The organism is Streptomyces roseoviridis, assembly GCF_039535235.1.
GTDB lineage: Bacteria > Actinomycetota > Actinomycetes > Streptomycetales > Streptomycetaceae > Streptomyces > Streptomyces roseoviridis.
This window is the reverse complement of record NZ_BAAAWU010000001.1, coordinates 5,165,772-5,179,903: the sequence shown is the minus strand read 5'-3', so window position 1 is coordinate 5,179,903 and position 14,132 is coordinate 5,165,772. Positions and strand designations below refer to the sequence as shown.

The window sequence follows — 14,132 nt, the reverse complement described above, 5'->3', positions numbered from 1 at the left end:
ATTCAATGCGGGACCCGCATGGAGTTGAACAGGAACTCACATTTCCCCAACGATCATGCAACAACCGCACCGGGACGAAATACGACGGGGCGGACACCTCCGCACAAGGTGTCCGCCCCGTCTCTCATGGAGACCGGAGCCGCCGCCCATCGGTTTGAGGGTCGGGGACGAACGGCGGCTCCGGGGTCTTTGCTACTGAACCGGGGTTCAGCGGCTGTCGCTGCCCTTCGACTCGGCCGCGGCACGGCCGGCCTCCAGACGCGCCACCGGGATCCGGAACGGCGAGCAGGAGACGTAGTCGAGACCCACCTCGTGGAAGAAGTGCACCGACTCCGGGTCGCCGCCGTGCTCGCCGCAGACGCCGAGCTTGATGTCGGGGCGGGTGGCGCGGCCGGCCTGGACGGCGCTGCGGACCAGGGCGCCCACACCGTCCTTGTCGATGGTCTCGAAGGGGCTGACGCCGAAGATGCCCTTCTCCAGGTACGCGGTGAAGAAGCTGGCCTCCACGTCGTCCCGGGAGAAGCCCCAGACCGTCTGGGTGAGGTCGTTGGTGCCGAAGGAGAAGAACTCGGCGGCCTCGGCGATCTGACCGGCGGTCACCGCGGCGCGCGGCAGCTCGATCATGGTGCCGAGCGCGAGCTTCAGCTCCACGCCGGTCTGCGCCTGGACCTCGGCGATGACCTGCTCGGCCTCCTCGCGGACCAGCTCCAGCTCCTGGACGGTGCCGACGAGCGGGATCATGATCTCGGCGCGCGGGTCGCCCTTGGCGTCGATGCGCTGGGCGGCGGCCTCGGCGATGGCGCGGACCTGCATGGTGAACAGGCCGGGGATGACCAGGCCGAGGCGGACGCCGCGCAGACCCAGCATCGGGTTCTGCTCGTGCAGCCGGTGCACGGCCTGGAGCAGGCGCAGGTCGTTCTCGTGCGGCTCCTTGCGGGCCTCGGCGAGGGCGACGCGCACCGAAAGCTCGGTGATGTCGGGCAGGAACTCGTGCAGCGGCGGGTCGAGCAGGCGGACGGTGACGGGCAGGCCGTCCATCGCCTCGAAGAGCTCGACGAAGTCCTGCTTCTGCAGCGGCAGGAGGGCCTTCAGCGACGCCTCGCGCTCCTCGTCGGTGTCGGCGAGGATGAGGCGCTCGACGTACTGGCGGCGCTCACCGAGGAACATGTGCTCGGTGCGGCACAGGCCGATGCCCTGGGCGCCGAAGCGGCGGGCGCGCGAGGCGTCCTCGGCGTTGTCGGCGTTGGCGCGCACCCGCAGGCGGCGGACGCGGTCGGCGTAGGCCATGATCCGGTGGACGGCCTGGACCAGCTCGTCGGCGTCGTCGGCGCCGGCGTGCATGCGGCCCTCGAAGTACTCGACGACCGGGGACGGTACGACGGGTACCTCACCGAGGTAGACCTTGCCGGTGGAGCCGTCGATGGAGACGACGTCGCCCTCCTCGACGACCACGCCGGAGGTGGTGGTCATGCGGCGGCGCTTGGTGTCGACCTCGAGCTCCTCGGCGCCGCAGACACAGGTCTTGCCCATGCCGCGGGCGACGACGGCGGCGTGCGAGGTCTTGCCGCCGCGGGAGGTGAGGATGCCCTCGGCGGCGATCATGCCGTCCAGGTCGTCCGGGTTGGTCTCGCGGCGGATGAGGATGACCTTCTCGCCGGAGCGGGACCACTTGACGGCCGTGTACGAGTCGAAGACGGCCTTGCCGACGGCGGCGCCCGGCGAGGCGGCGATGCCGCGGCCGATCTGCTCGACCTTGGCGTTCTCGTCGAACTTGGGGAACATCAGCTGGGCGAGCTGGGCGCCGTTGACGCGCTGCAGCGCCTCGGCCTCGTCGATGAGGCCCTGGTCCACGAGCTGGGTGGCGATGCGGAAGGCGGCACCGGCGGTGCGCTTGCCGACGCGGGTCTGGAGCATCCAGAGCTGGCCGCGCTCGATGGTGAACTCGATGTCGCACAGGTCCTTGTAGTGCGTCTCGAGGGTCTCCATGATCTGCATGAGCTGGTCGTACGACTTCTTGTCGATCGACTCCAGCTCGGCGAGCGGCACGGTGTTGCGGATGCCGGCGACGACGTCCTCGCCCTGCGCGTTCTGCAGGTAGTCGCCGTAGACGCCCTGGTGGCCGGAGGCGGGGTCGCGGGTGAAGGCGACGCCGGTGCCGGAGTCCGGGCCGAGGTTGCCGAAGACCATGGAGCAGACGTTGACGGCGGTGCCGAGGTCGTGCGGGATGCGCTCCTGGCGGCGGTAGAGCTTCGCGCGGTCGCCGTTCCAGGAGTCGAAGACGGCCTTGATGGCCAGGTCCATCTGCTCGCGCGGGTCCTGCGGGAAGTCGCGGCCGGTGGCGGCCTTGACGATCTCCTTGAACGTGGCGACGAGCTTCTTCAGGTCGGCGGCGTCCAGGTCGGTGTCGCTGGCGACCTTCTTGGCGGCCTTGGCCTCGTCGAGGGCGTCCTCGAAGAGCTCGCCGTCGACGCCGAGGACGGTCTTGCCGAACATCTGGATGAGGCGGCGGTACGAGTCCCAGGCGAAGCGCTCGTTGTCGGCCTGGGCGGCGAGGCCCGCGACGGAGGCGTCGGAGAGGCCGATGTTGAGGACGGTGTCCATCATGCCGGGCATCGAGAACTTGGCGCCGGAGCGGACGGAGACGAGCAGCGGGTTGTCGGCCTGGCCGAGCTTCTTGCCCATCTTCCGCTCGAGCGCGTCGAGGTGCGCGCTGACCTCGTCGCGGAGCTCGGCCGGCTCGGAGCCGCTTTCGAGGTAGGTCTTGCACGCCTCGGTCGTGATCGTGAAGCCGGGAGGAACCGGGAGACCGAGGTTGGTCATCTCGGCCAGGTTCGCGCCCTTGCCACCGAGGAGGTCCTTGAGGTCCTTGTTCCCCTCGGTGAAGTCGTACACGAACTTCTGATCATTGTTTTCCGACACGGGTCTCGACTCCTCGACGACTCGGTTGGCTGCCCTGACGGCGAGGAACATACCCAGATCGAAGGCTTCTGGGGAGGTACGCCTACCGGTCACCCGGTCTTAACCACCCATCCGCCAGCGCATCGAAAGTAACTGAGCGGTAGCTTCCGCTTTCAGACCCCGAAGGGCGTTTGAGTCAAAGCAGGGCTTCCGCGCTCACCTGAGCGCCTAAAGCGGCATCTGCGTTCAAGTCTTGAACGCAAAAAGGGTGGCACCCAGTGCCACCCTTCAAGCGGGAGACGGGTCCGTAACCTGCTCATCTGAGCACACCCTCTATCAGGGGTGGCGAGAATCACTCGCCAGGAAGGGCCCGAATCTCACCCGCCGGACGTGTCCAGCTCCGCGTCCTCGCTGATCCCGGCACAGTCGTACGGGTCCTTCAACCAGCCGTCCGGCAGGACGACCCGGTTGTTTCCGGACGTACGGCCGCGCGGTCCGTCCGCACCCACGGGCCACGGCTGGTCCAGGTCCAGCTCGCTCAACTGAGCGCGCAGTTCGTCCAGGGACGAGGTGATCGCGAGCTTCTTGCGCATCTCGGAGCCCACCGAGAAGCCCTTCAGGTACCAGGCCACGTGCTTGCGGAAGTCGATGACACCGCGCGACTCGTCGCCCAGCCACTCACCGAGCAGCCGCGCGTGCCGCACCATCGTGTCCGCGACCGTCCGCAGCTCGGGCTTCGCGTACTCGCCCGTGCCCTCGAAGGCCGCCACGAGGTCACCGAAGAGCCACGGCCGGCCCAGACAGCCGCGGCCCACGACCACGCCGTCACAGCCCGTCTCGCGCATCATCCGCAGCGCGTCGTCCGCCGACCAGATGTCGCCGTTGCCGAGCACCGGGATCTCCGGCACGTGCTCCTTCAGACGGGCGATGGCGTCCCAGTCCGCCGTGCCGCCGTAGTGCTGGGCCGCCGTCCGGCCGTGCAGCGCGATGGCCGTGACGCCCTCCTCGACGGCGATCCGGCCGGCGTCCAGATACGTGATGTGGTCGTCGTCGATGCCCTTGCGCATCTTCATCGTGACCGGCAGGTCGCCCGCGTTCGTCACGGCCTCGTGCAGGATCGCCCGCAGCAGCGGCCGCTTGTACGGGAGGGCCGAGCCGCCGCCCTTGCGCGTCACCTTGGGGACCGGGCAGCCGAAGTTCAGGTCGATGTGATCGGCCAGGTCCTCGTCCACGATCATCCGCACGGCCTTGCCGACGGTCACCGGGTCCACCCCGTACAGCTGGATGGACCGCGGCTTCTCGGTCTCGTCGAAGCGGATGAGCTGCATGGTCTTCTCGTTGCGCTCGACCAGCGCCCGCGTCGTGATCATCTCGCTCACGAACAGGCCCTTGCCGCCGGAGAACTCACGGCAGAGGGTGCGGAACGGGGCGTTGGTGATGCCGGCCATGGGCGCGAGCACCACCGGCGGCTGCACGACGTGCGGCCCGATGGCAAGAGGAGTGAACGCGGTCATGGGCCCATTGTCCCGTACTGCGCACGTCGTGAGACAGCCGTACGATCCGCACATGCCCGGTCCCCCGCAGTCCGAGCCCGCCGCGCAGCCGCCCAGCCCCCGCCGACAACGCGTCGTCCTGGCCGTCTGCTGCATGAGCCTGCTGATCGTCAGCCTGGACAACACCGCGCTCAACGTCGCCCTGCCCTCCCTCCAGCGCGAGCTGCACGCCTCCGTGTCCGGCCTGCAGTGGACGATCGACGCCTACACCCTGGTGCTCGCCTCGCTGCTCATGCTCTCGGGCTCCACCGCCGACCGGATCGGCCGCCGCAAGGTCTTCGTCACCGGGCTCGTGCTCTTCGTCGTCGGCTCGCTCCTGTGCTCCCTCGCGCCCAGCCTGGAGGCCCTGGTCGCCTTCCGGATGGTGCAGGCGGTGGGCGGCTCGATGCTCAACCCGGTCGCCATGTCGATCATCACCAACACCTTCACGGAACCGGCCGCACGCGCGCGTGCCATCGGCGCCTGGGGCGCGGTCGTCGGCGTCTCCATGGCGACGGGCCCGCTGGTGGGCGGACTGCTCGTCCAGTCGGTCGGCTGGCGGGCGATCTTCTGGGTGAACCTGCCGATCGGTCTGGCCGCCCTGCTGCTGACCTTCCGCTACGTCCCCGAGTCCCGCGCGCCCCGCCCCCGCCGCCCCGACCCGGTCGGCCAGGTCCTGGTCACGGTGCTGCTCGGCTCCCTCACGTACGCGATCATCGAGACCAGCGCCCCGTTCGCCGGGCTCGCGGGCCTCGCCCTGGTCGGACTGCTGCTGTACGAGCCGAGGCGCCGCGAGCCGCTGATCGATCTGCGCTTCTTCCGCAGCGCCCCGTTCAGCGGGGCGACGGTGATCGCGGTGTGCGCCTTCTCCGCGCTCGGCGCCTTCCTCTTCCAGAACACCCTCTACCTCCAGGACGTCCGCGGCCTGTCCGCCCTGCACGCGGGGCTCTTCATGCTGCCGATGGCGGCGATGACCTTCGTCTTCGCGCCGCTGTCGGGCCGGCTGGTCGGGGCGCGCGGCCCACGGCCCTCGCTGGTGCTCGCGGGCGCGGCGATGGCGGCGGGCGCACTGCTGTTCGCCGCCTTCCACGCGGAGACCAGCACGCCGATGCTGTTCACCGGCTACGTGGTGTTCGGCATCGGCTTCGGCCTGGTGAACGCGCCGATCACCAACACGGCCGTCTCGGGCATGCCCCGCGCGCAGGCCGGGGTGGCGGCGGCGGTCGCCTCGACCAGCCGCCAGATCGGCCAGACCCTCGGGGTCGCGGTGGCGGGCGCGGTCCTGACCACGGGCCTCGCCTCCGCGACGACGTACTCCATGGAGGGCTTCGTGGAGGCGAGCAAGCCGGTGTACTGGATCGTCACGGGCTGCGGGCTCGCCGTGCTGCTCGCCGGGGCGCTGACCAGCGGTGCGTGGGCGCGCGGCACGGCAGAGCGGACGGCCCGGCGCCTGGAGGCGGAGTGCGGCGGCGCTCACGCGACGGCCAGGGCGTCCTCGGCCTGAGGCCGGCACGCACGCGGGCGACGGCCGGGGCGCCGCGCCGGTGTACGGCGAAGCCCCCGGTTCCGGGAGGGGAACCGGGGGCTTCGCCGTGTGGGTGCGTCGTACGACCGGGGTCAGCAGCCCAGCAGGCGGCCGGCCAGGTAGCCCTGGATCTGGTCGAGGGAGACGCGCTCCTGCTTCATGGTGTCGCGCTCGCGCACGGTCACCGCGTTGTCCTCGAGGGTGTCGAAGTCGACGGTGATGCAGAACGGGGTGCCGATCTCGTCCTGGCGGCGGTAGCGGCGGCCGATGGCGCCGGCGTCGTCGAACTCGATGTTCCAGTTCTGCCGCAGGTCGGCCGCGAGGCCCTTGGCCTTCGGCGACAGCTGCGCGTTGCGGGACAGCGGCAGGACGGCGGCCTTGACCGGGGCCAGGCGGTGGTCCAGGCGCAGCACGGTGCGCTTCTCCATGACGCCCTTGGCGTTCGGGGCCTCGTCCTCGGTGTACGCGTCGAGGAGGAAGGCGAGCATCGTGCGGCCGACACCGGCCGCGGGCTCGATGACGTACGGCGTGTAGCGCTCGCCGGTCTCCTGCTCGTGGAACATCAGGTTGGCGCCGGAGGCCTTGGCGTGGGCGGTCAGGTCGTAGTCGGTGCGGTTGGCGACGCCCTCCAGCTCGCCCCACTCGCTGCCGCCGAACTGGAAGCGGTACTCGATGTCGGCGGTGCGCTTGGAGTAGTGGGAGAGCTTCTCCTGCGGGTGCTCGAACCAGCGCATGTTCTCCTCACGGAGACCCAGGCCGGTGTACCAGTTCCAGCGCTGCTCCATCCAGTACTCCTGCCACTTCTCGTCCTCGCCCGGCTTGACGAAGAACTCCATCTCCATCTGCTCGAACTCGCGGGTGCGGAAGATGAAGTTGCCCGGAGTGATCTCGTTCCGGAAGGACTTGCCCATCTGCGCGATGCCGAACGGCGGCTTCTTGCGCGCGGTGGTCTGCACCTGGGCGAAGTTGGTGAAGATGCCCTGGGCGGTCTCGGGGCGCAGGTACGCGACGGAGCCGGTGTCCTGGGTCGGGCCGAGGTGGGTGGAGAGCAGGCCGGAGAACTGCTTGGGCTCGGTGAAGGTGCCCTTGTTGCCGCAGTTGGGGCAGTTGAGGTCGGAGAGGCCGTTCTCGGGGAGGCGGCCGTGCTTCTCCTCGTACGCCTCCTCCAGGTGGTCGGCGCGGAAGCGCTTGTGGCAGGAGGTGCACTCGGTCAGCGGGTCGGTGAAGGTGGCGACGTGACCGGAGGCCTCCCAGACCTCGGTGGCCAGGATGACCGACGAGTCGATGCCGACGACGTCCTCGCGCGCGGTGACCATGTAACGCCACCACTGACGCTTGATGTTCTCCTTGAGTTCGACACCCAGCGGTCCGTAGTCCCAGGCGGCACGCTGTCCGCCGTAGATCTCGCTGCACGGGTAGACGAAGCCACGGCGCTTGCTCAGGCTGACGATGGTGTCGATCTTGTCGGCGGCCACGGTGCTCTCTTCATTACGACGACGAAGTGCGAATGCCTCAGGTTACCGGCGCCCGCACCCCCCGTATCAAATCGGTTCCCCCTCGCCGATCGGGAAGCGGAGGGAAGCGGGGAGGCGGGCGTCGACGGCGGCGACCAGATCACCTCCGGACTTGTACCAGTCTGCCTCTATATCGATGACTCCGCCCTGCTCCCCGAACACCACCCGCCGCCCCGGGGCCACCCCGACGCCGGCGACCTGGTGCCAGCGCACGACGTGATGACACCTTCCGGTCCAGTGGGCGAGCCCCTCGTCGCTCAGGTACATCCGCGCGTGCCGCCCGGCCGGTCCGAAGAGCCTCGGCCGGTACGCGTACGCCTCGTGCAGGTCCTGGCCCGCGGGATCCGGCTCCGGGACGAAGGGGCTGCCCTCGCCCGGCTCGCAGTGCGCGGGCAGGACGAGCAGGGCGGTCGAGGGGTAGGCGGCGAGGGCGGCGCGGACGTCCCCGGGACCGAACGCGGCGAGCCGGGCCCGCAGGATCGGGGTGTCGAGGAAGTCCAGTCCGCACAGGTGGTCGAGGCCCGCCACGAAGAGCTGCGTCCGCCGCTGCTCCTCACCTTCGAGCCGGTCCGACCAGATCCGTTCGACGCGCCGCACCTCCTCCTCGGCGGGACCGTCCGCGGCGAGTTCCCGGAGCAGGCCGTCGAGCCCGTCGGCGACGGCCTGGACGCCCGGCTCGTCGGTCTCGGCGACCAGCCAGAAGAGCATGCGGCCGCCGCCCGTGTACGAGGAGTGGATCTCGACGTCCCCGGTCAGGTTCCCGGCCACCCGCGGATCGCGCAGGGCCCGCTCCCGGGCGAGCTCCGCCGCGACGTGACCGGCGGGCGAGGCGGGCGCCTCGTACGAGACCGCCACGCGCTCGCCCCATTCGTGCGGGGCCTCCAGCCAGCAGCCGGAGGTCCCCGGCAGCGGCGCGACGACGGGCCTCTCGATGCGCGGCCCGTCCGGCAGGCGTGGATCCAGGGCCTTGGGCGGCGCGCCGGTGAGCACCAGCGCCGCGTTGCCGCGGGTGAAGCGCGCGGCGGCCCAGGCGCGGACGTCGTCCGCGCCGATGCGCTCGACGGCCGGAGCGTCCCAGCCGTTCCTGCCGGGCCCGCGCAGCCCGTAGCGGAAGCTCAGTTCGCGCTCCTGGAACCCCTCCCAGCCGCGCTCGCGGTCCCGCCGCGCCCGCACCCGCCGGGCCGCGCCGGCGAGCCCGTCGACCGGGGGTCCGGCGAGCGCGCGGCACAGCCGGTTCACGGCCTCGGCGACGCGCTCGGGCTCCCCGACGATCCGGAAGCGGGTGTGGTCACCGGCCACGGTGGAGTCGAGTTCGTCGACGTCCCGCCCCGCGTCGGCGACCGCGGTCACCGCGAGCTGCTCGACGAGCTCGGTGATCCCGAAGCGCGGGAACGGGTCGTCCTCCAGCCCCGTGCCGACCAGAAGGTGGGCGGTGAAGGGTCCGGGGACGTCGTCCCAGAACAAGGCCGTTCCGTTGATCTCCGCGCGCTGCATGGCCGAACAGTAGCGATCGGCCGTCGCTGTTCGAACACAGTGGCCCGGAACACAGATGCGGCAATTGACAACCGTTTCCAGTTTTGTTGAAAATGAGTGTCATGAACGTACGTCGCCTGATACCCACCACCGCCGTCGCCGGTGCCGTCACCCTCGGTCTCGTCACCCTCTCCGCCTGCTCCGGCACCTCCGACGCGGCGGACCAGCGGAGCGGCGGCAAGCTGGACGTCGTGGCGTCGTTCTATCCCATGCAGTACCTGGCCGAGCAGATAGGCGGCGACCACGTGTCCGTCACCACGCTCACCAAGCCCGGCGTCGAGCCGCACGACCTGGAGCTCAAGCCGAGGCAGATCGGCGAGCTCGGCGAGGCCGACGTCATCCTCTACCTCAAGGGCATCCAGCCCGCCGTCGACGACGCCATCCAACAGGCCGGCGTCGAGAACACCGCCGACGCCGCCGCCCTCACCACCCTCGAAGAGCACGGCACCGAGGCCGGCCACGAGGGCGAGTCCGCCGAGGAGCACGCCCAGCACGCGGAGCACGCCGCCGAGGAGTCCCACGGCGGCCACGAGGGCCACGACCACGGCTCCGAGGCCGGCGCCGACCCCCACATCTGGCTCGACCCCGTGAAGTACGCCGAGGTCGCCAAGGGATTCGGCAACACCCTCGCGAAGGCCGACCCAGCCCACGCCGCCGACTACGAGAAGAACACCGACGCCCTGGTGAAGAAGCTCGGCGCCCTGGACACCGAGTTCCGGACCGGACTGAAGAACGCCTCCACCCGGACCTTCATCACCACCCACTCCGCCTTCGGCTACCTCGCCGAGCGCTACGACCTGGAGCAGGAGGGCATCTCCGGCGTCGACCCCGAGTCCGAGCCGAGCCCCGCCCGCATCAAGGAACTCCAGGAGATCGCGAAGAAGGACAAGGTCTCCACCGTCTTCTTCGAGACCCTGGCGAGCGACAAGACCGCCAAGACCCTCGCGAACGACACCGGCCTCAAGACCGACGTGCTCGACCCGCTGGAGGGAATCACGGAGCGGTCCAAGGGCGATGACTACATCGAGGTCATGCAGTCCAACCTCGCCGCGCTGAAGAAGGCCCTCGGCGCGAAGTGAAACCCAGCATGCAGGAGGCAGCCGTGCGCGACGAACCCGTCATCTCCGTCCGCGGAGCCACCGCGGCCCTCGGCGCGCGGCCCGTCCTCCGGGGCGTCGACCTCACCGTCCACCGCGGGGAGGTCGTGGCGCTGCTCGGCGCCAACGGCTCCGGCAAGTCCACCGCCGTCCGCTCCGTCATCGGCCAGGTGCCGCTGACCGGCGGCAGCATCGAGCTCTTCGGCACCGAGCAGAAGCGGTTCCGCGACTGGGCCCGCGTCGGCTACGTGCCGCAGCGCACCACCGCGGCCAGCGGCGTCCCCGCCACCATCCGCGAGGTCGTCACCTCCGGCCGGCTCGCCCGCCGCCGCTTCGGCTGGCCGACCAGGGCCGACCGCGCCGCCGTCGACCGGGCCATCGAGCTCGTCGGCCTCACCGACCGCGCCAGGGACTCCGTCTCCGCGCTCTCCGGCGGCCAGCACCAGCGCGTGCTCATCGCCCGTGCGCTCGCCTCCGAACCCGAGCTGCTGATCATGGACGAGCCGATGGCCGGCGTCGACCTGGCCAGCCAGGAGATCCTCGCCGCCACCCTGCGCGAGCAGGTCGCCGGCGGTACGAGCGTCCTGCTCGTCCTGCACGAGCTCGGCCCGCTGGAGCCGCTGATCGACCGCGCCGTCGTACTGCGCGACGGCTGCGTCGTCCACGACGGTCCGCCCCCGAAGGCCGTGGGCCAGCACGCGCTGCCCGGTCACGACCACGTCCACCCCCACGCGGCCGACGAGCCGATCCGTACCGGATTGCTGACCTGATCATGGAACTCCTCCAGCTCCCCTTCATGCAGCGGTCCCTGCTGGCCGCCGTGCTCGTCGGCATCACCGCGCCCGCCGTCGGCATTTACCTCGTCCAGCGCCGCCAGGCGCTCATGGGCGACGGCATCGGCCATGTCGCCATGACCGGTGTCGGCCTCGGCTTCCTCCTCAACACCAGCCCCGTCTGGGTGGCCACCGCCGTCGCCGTCGCCGGCTCCGTCGCCATGGAGCTGATCCGTGCCTACGGCAAGACCCGCGGCGACATCGCGCTCGCCCTGCTCTTCTACGGAGGCATGGCCGGCGGCGTCATGCTGATGGACATCGGCAACGGCTCCAACGCCAACCTGCTCTCGTACCTCTTCGGCTCGCTGACGACGGTCTCCCCCGAGGACGTCACCGCGATCAGCCTCCTGGCCGGCTTCGTGGTCCTCGTCACGGTCGGCCTGCGCCGCCAGCTCTTCGCCGTCAGCCAGGACGAGGACTTCGCCCGCGTCACCGGCCTGCCGGTGCGCGCCCTGAACCTGCTGATCGCCGTCACCGCCGCCGTGACCGTCACGGTCGCCATGCGGGTCGTCGGCCTGCTCCTGGTCAGCGCGCTGATGGTGGTCCCGGTGGCCGCCGCCCAGCAGCTGTCCCGGTCCTTCCGCACGACCTTCGTCCTCGCCGTGCTCATCGGCAGCGGCGTCACCCTGACCGGCACCGTCACGTCCTACTACCAGGACGTGCCGCCCGGCGCGACGATCGTCCTCCTCGCGATCGGCGTCTTCGTCGCCATGACCGCGCTCGCCGCGCCACTGGCCCGCCGGCGGGCGAAAGCGGCCGAAGAGGCGTCGGCGGCCTGCGACGCGCGGTGCCTCCCGACGACCCGCCGCCCCTTTGACGACGTGAAGGTGTGACGCCGGTCCGGCATGAGCGCCACGGGGGGCTGGCAGAATGGCGGGGGCACACAAGCATTCAAGGAGGCCCCCGTGGTGACGGCAGGACCCCCCGTACGAGGCCGCTCGACCAAGCAGCGGGCCGCCGTCTCGGCGGCGCTGAACGAGGTGGACGAGTTCCGCAGCGCTCAGGAGCTGCACGACATGCTGAAGCACCGCGGCGACTCGGTCGGCCTCACCACCGTCTACCGCACGCTGCAGTCCCTCGCCGAGGCCGGCGAGGTCGACGCGCTGCGCACCAGTGACGGCGAGACGGTCTACCGCCGCTGCTCGACCGGCGACCACCACCACCATCTGGTCTGCCGCGTCTGCGGCAAGGCCGTGGAGGTGGAGGGCCCGGCCGTGGAGCAGTGGGCCGAGACGATCGCCGCGGAGCACGGCTTCGTGAACGTGGCGCACACCGTCGAGATCTTCGGCACGTGCGCGGAGTGCGCGGCGAAGTGACGTGACGCGGGCGTACGCCAAGGGCCCGCACCGGAAGCGGTTCCGGTGCGGGCCCTTCGCGTACGCGTCACATGGTCGGGCCGGCGGGCGCGGCCAGGAGCAGAGCGACGACCGGCGCCGCCGGCACGGCGGTGACCGGACCCCACCGCCGCAGTGCCCGGAACGAGCCGTGCCGCAGCTGCACCCGCACGGCGTCGACGACGTCCTCACGCGTCGGCGTACGGGCCGGCTCCACCGCCCCCCGCTCCCGCGTCAGCCCTTGTCGAGGACCGCGAGGTCCGCCGGGTCCACGCCGCCGAAGCGGCGGTCGCGCTGGGCGTACTCGACGCAGGCCCGCCACAGGTCGCGGCGGTCGAAGTCCGGCCACAGCACGTCCTGGAAGACCATCTCGGCGTACGCGCTCTGCCAGATCAGGTAGTTCGAGGTGCGCTGCTCGCCGCTGGGCCGCAGGAAGAGGTCCACGTCCGGCATGTCCGGGTAGTACAGGTACTTCTGGATGGTCTTCTCGGTGATCTTCGACGGGTCGAGCCGCCCCGCCTTCACGTCCTCCGCCAGCGCCTGCGCCGCGTCCGTGAGCTCCGCGCGGCCGCCGTAGTTCATGCAGAAGTACAGCGTGAGCCGGGTGTTGTCCTTGGTCTGCTCCTGGGCGATCTGGAGCTCCTTGGCCACCGACTTCCACAGCTTGGGCATGCGGCCCACCCAGCGCACCCGGACGCCGAGCTCGTCGAGCTGGTCGCGGCTCTTGCGGATGAAGTCCCGGTTGAAGTTCATCAGGAAGCGCACCTCCTCGGGCGAGCGCTTCCAGTTCTCCGTGGAGAAGGCGTACAGCGAGATCGAGCCCACGCCCATCTCGATGGCGCCCTGGAGCACGTCGAGCACCTGCTCGGCGCCGACCTTGTGCCCCTCGGTGCGCGGCAGGCCGCGCTGCTTGGCCCAGCGGCCGTTGCCGTCCATGACGATCGCGACGTGCTCGGGCACGAGCTCCGGCTGGAGCTTCGGCGGGCGGGCACCGGAGGGGTGCGGCTCGGGGGTCCTGTACTCCCGCCGCTGGCGCCCGAGGAGTCGTGCGATGGCCATCCGTGGTCTCTCCTAGCTCTTCTCTACGTACCGCAGCGAGCGCAGCCCGCGCTCCAGGTGCCAGTGCAGATAGGCGGACACCAGTCCGCTGCCCTCCCTGACGTGACGCGGCTCGCACGCGTCCGCCGTCTCCCAGTCGCCGGTGAGCAGCGCGCTGAGCAGGCCAACGGCCTCCGCAGAGGGTACGACGCTTCCGGGCACCCGGCAGTCCGCGCAGATCACACCGCCCGCCGCGACCGAAAAGAAGCGGTTCGGTCCGGGAAGTCCGCATTTCGCGCAGTCTTCGAAGCTGGGCGCGTAGCCGTTGACGGCGAGCGAGCGGAGCAGGAAGGCGTCCAGGATGAGGTGGGGGGGCGTGCTCCCCGCGCGCGAGGGTGCGCAATCCGCCCACCAGCAGCAGGTACTGCTGCACGGCCGGTTCGCCCTCGTGGTCGGTGAAGCGTTCCGCCGTCTCCAGCATGGCGGTGCCGGCGGTGTAGCGCGCGTAGTCGGTGACGATTCCGCTGCCGTACGCGGCGATGGTCTCGCTCTGCGTGCACAGCGGCAGCCCGCGCCCGACCAGCTCACTCCCCCGGGCGAAGAACTGCACGTCCACGTGCGAGAACGGTTCGAGCCGCGCCCCGAACTTCGACTTGGTCCGGCGCACCCCGCGCGCGACGGCGCGTACGCGGCCGTGACCGCGCGTGAGGATGGTGATGATGCGGTCCGCTTCCCCCAGCTTCTGGGTGCGCAGCACGATGCCGTCGTCGCGGAACAGGCTCATGGCCCCATTGTCCCGTACGCGGCGGGTGCCCCTGGCGGGTACCG

Annotated in this window: 11 protein-coding genes and 1 pseudogene; 5 read left to right on the top strand and 7 right to left on the bottom strand. The window is 70.6% G+C overall.

Going from position 1 to position 14,132, the window contains the following annotated elements; genetic code table 11:
- Positions 1 to 207: 207 nt before the first annotated feature.
- Positions 208 to 2,919, bottom strand: a complete 2,712-nt coding sequence (gene ppdK / locus ABD954_RS23410; RefSeq protein WP_345488524.1) for a pyruvate, phosphate dikinase — start codon at positions 2,917 to 2,919, stop codon at positions 208 to 210.
- A gap of 356 nt (positions 2,920 to 3,275) precedes the next feature.
- Positions 3,276 to 4,412, bottom strand: a complete 1,137-nt coding sequence (gene dusB / locus ABD954_RS23405; RefSeq protein ID WP_345488522.1) for a tRNA dihydrouridine synthase DusB — start codon at positions 4,410 to 4,412, stop codon at positions 3,276 to 3,278.
- A gap of 52 nt (positions 4,413 to 4,464) precedes the next feature.
- Here dusB and ABD954_RS23400 point away from each other — a divergent pair, with 52 nt between their 5' ends.
- Complete coding sequence (locus tag ABD954_RS23400) at positions 4,465 to 5,934, top strand: MFS transporter (RefSeq protein ID WP_345488520.1); 1,470 nt, start codon at positions 4,465 to 4,467, stop codon at positions 5,932 to 5,934.
- 113 nt (positions 5,935 to 6,047) lie between these two features.
- On the opposite strand, the gene ABD954_RS23395 is transcribed toward ABD954_RS23400, so the two are convergent.
- Positions 6,048 to 7,430: a glycine--tRNA ligase gene (locus tag ABD954_RS23395; RefSeq protein WP_345488518.1), complete on the bottom strand. Its 1,383-nt coding sequence runs from the start codon at positions 7,428 to 7,430 to the stop codon at positions 6,048 to 6,050.
- A 66-nt stretch (positions 7,431 to 7,496) separates the two neighbouring features.
- Positions 7,497 to 8,963: a peptidase M16 family protein gene (locus ABD954_RS23390; RefSeq protein ID WP_345488516.1), complete on the bottom strand. Its 1,467-nt coding sequence runs from the start codon at positions 8,961 to 8,963 to the stop codon at positions 7,497 to 7,499.
- A gap of 101 nt (positions 8,964 to 9,064) precedes the next feature.
- Between ABD954_RS23390 and ABD954_RS23385 the strand changes: the two genes are divergently transcribed.
- The 4 genes from ABD954_RS23385 to ABD954_RS23370 all read left to right on the top strand — a co-directional run bounded on the left by ABD954_RS23385 (position 9,065) and on the right by ABD954_RS23370 (position 12,248).
- Entirely contained in the window at positions 9,065 to 10,081 is a 1,017-nt protein-coding gene (locus ABD954_RS23385) for a metal ABC transporter substrate-binding protein (RefSeq protein ID WP_345488514.1), read from the top strand.
- 8 nt (positions 10,082 to 10,089) lie between these two features.
- Positions 10,090 to 10,869, top strand: coding sequence for a metal ABC transporter ATP-binding protein (locus tag ABD954_RS23380; protein WP_382745787.1), 780 nt, complete (start codon positions 10,090 to 10,092; stop codon positions 10,867 to 10,869).
- Between the two features lie 2 nt (positions 10,870 to 10,871).
- Complete coding sequence (locus ABD954_RS23375; RefSeq protein ID WP_382745790.1) at positions 10,872 to 11,765, top strand: metal ABC transporter permease; 894 nt, start codon at positions 10,872 to 10,874, stop codon at positions 11,763 to 11,765.
- A 72-nt stretch (positions 11,766 to 11,837) separates the two neighbouring features.
- Positions 11,838 to 12,248 carry a Fur family transcriptional regulator gene (locus tag ABD954_RS23370; protein ID WP_345488510.1) on the top strand — a complete coding sequence of 137 codons (411 nt, stop codon included), beginning with the start codon at positions 11,838 to 11,840 and terminating at the stop codon, positions 12,246 to 12,248.
- 67 nt (positions 12,249 to 12,315) lie between these two features.
- Here ABD954_RS23370 and ABD954_RS23365 read toward each other — a convergent pair whose 3' ends face one another.
- From ABD954_RS23365 to recO, 3 genes and pseudogenes are all read right to left on the bottom strand, one after another.
- A complete protein-coding gene (locus ABD954_RS23365; protein ID WP_345488508.1) occupies positions 12,316 to 12,483 on the bottom strand; it encodes a hypothetical protein in 168 nt (55 codons plus the stop codon).
- Positions 12,484 to 12,500: 17 nt separating this feature from the next.
- Positions 12,501 to 13,325 carry an isoprenyl transferase gene (locus ABD954_RS23360; RefSeq protein ID WP_345488506.1) on the bottom strand — a complete coding sequence of 275 codons (825 nt, stop codon included), beginning with the start codon at positions 13,323 to 13,325 and terminating at the stop codon, positions 12,501 to 12,503.
- Between the two features lie 12 nt (positions 13,326 to 13,337).
- Positions 13,338 to 14,088 (bottom strand): annotated as a pseudogene (gene recO / locus ABD954_RS23355) (DNA repair protein RecO).
- Positions 14,089 to 14,132 lie beyond the last annotated feature (44 nt).

What these genes read in the sequence shown, in the direction of transcription:
- dusB (WP_345488522.1), bottom strand. Translation starts at nt 4,412, where the DNA reads ATGACCGCGTTCACTCCTCTTGCCATCGGGCCGCACGTCGTGCAGCCG.
- ABD954_RS23400 (WP_345488520.1), top strand. Translation starts at nt 4,465, where the DNA reads ATGCCCGGTCCCCCGCAGTCCGAGCCCGCCGCGCAGCCGCCCAGCCCC.
- ABD954_RS23390 (WP_345488516.1), bottom strand. Translation starts at nt 8,963, where the DNA reads ATGCAGCGCGCGGAGATCAACGGAACGGCCTTGTTCTGGGACGACGTC.
- ABD954_RS23385 (WP_345488514.1), top strand. Translation starts at nt 9,065, where the DNA reads ATGAACGTACGTCGCCTGATACCCACCACCGCCGTCGCCGGTGCCGTC.
- ABD954_RS23380 (WP_382745787.1), top strand. Translation starts at nt 10,090, where the DNA reads ATGCAGGAGGCAGCCGTGCGCGACGAACCCGTCATCTCCGTCCGCGGA.
- ABD954_RS23375 (WP_382745790.1), top strand. Translation starts at nt 10,872, where the DNA reads ATGGAACTCCTCCAGCTCCCCTTCATGCAGCGGTCCCTGCTGGCCGCC.
- ABD954_RS23360 (WP_345488506.1), bottom strand. Translation starts at nt 13,325, where the DNA reads ATGGCCATCGCACGACTCCTCGGGCGCCAGCGGCGGGAGTACAGGACC.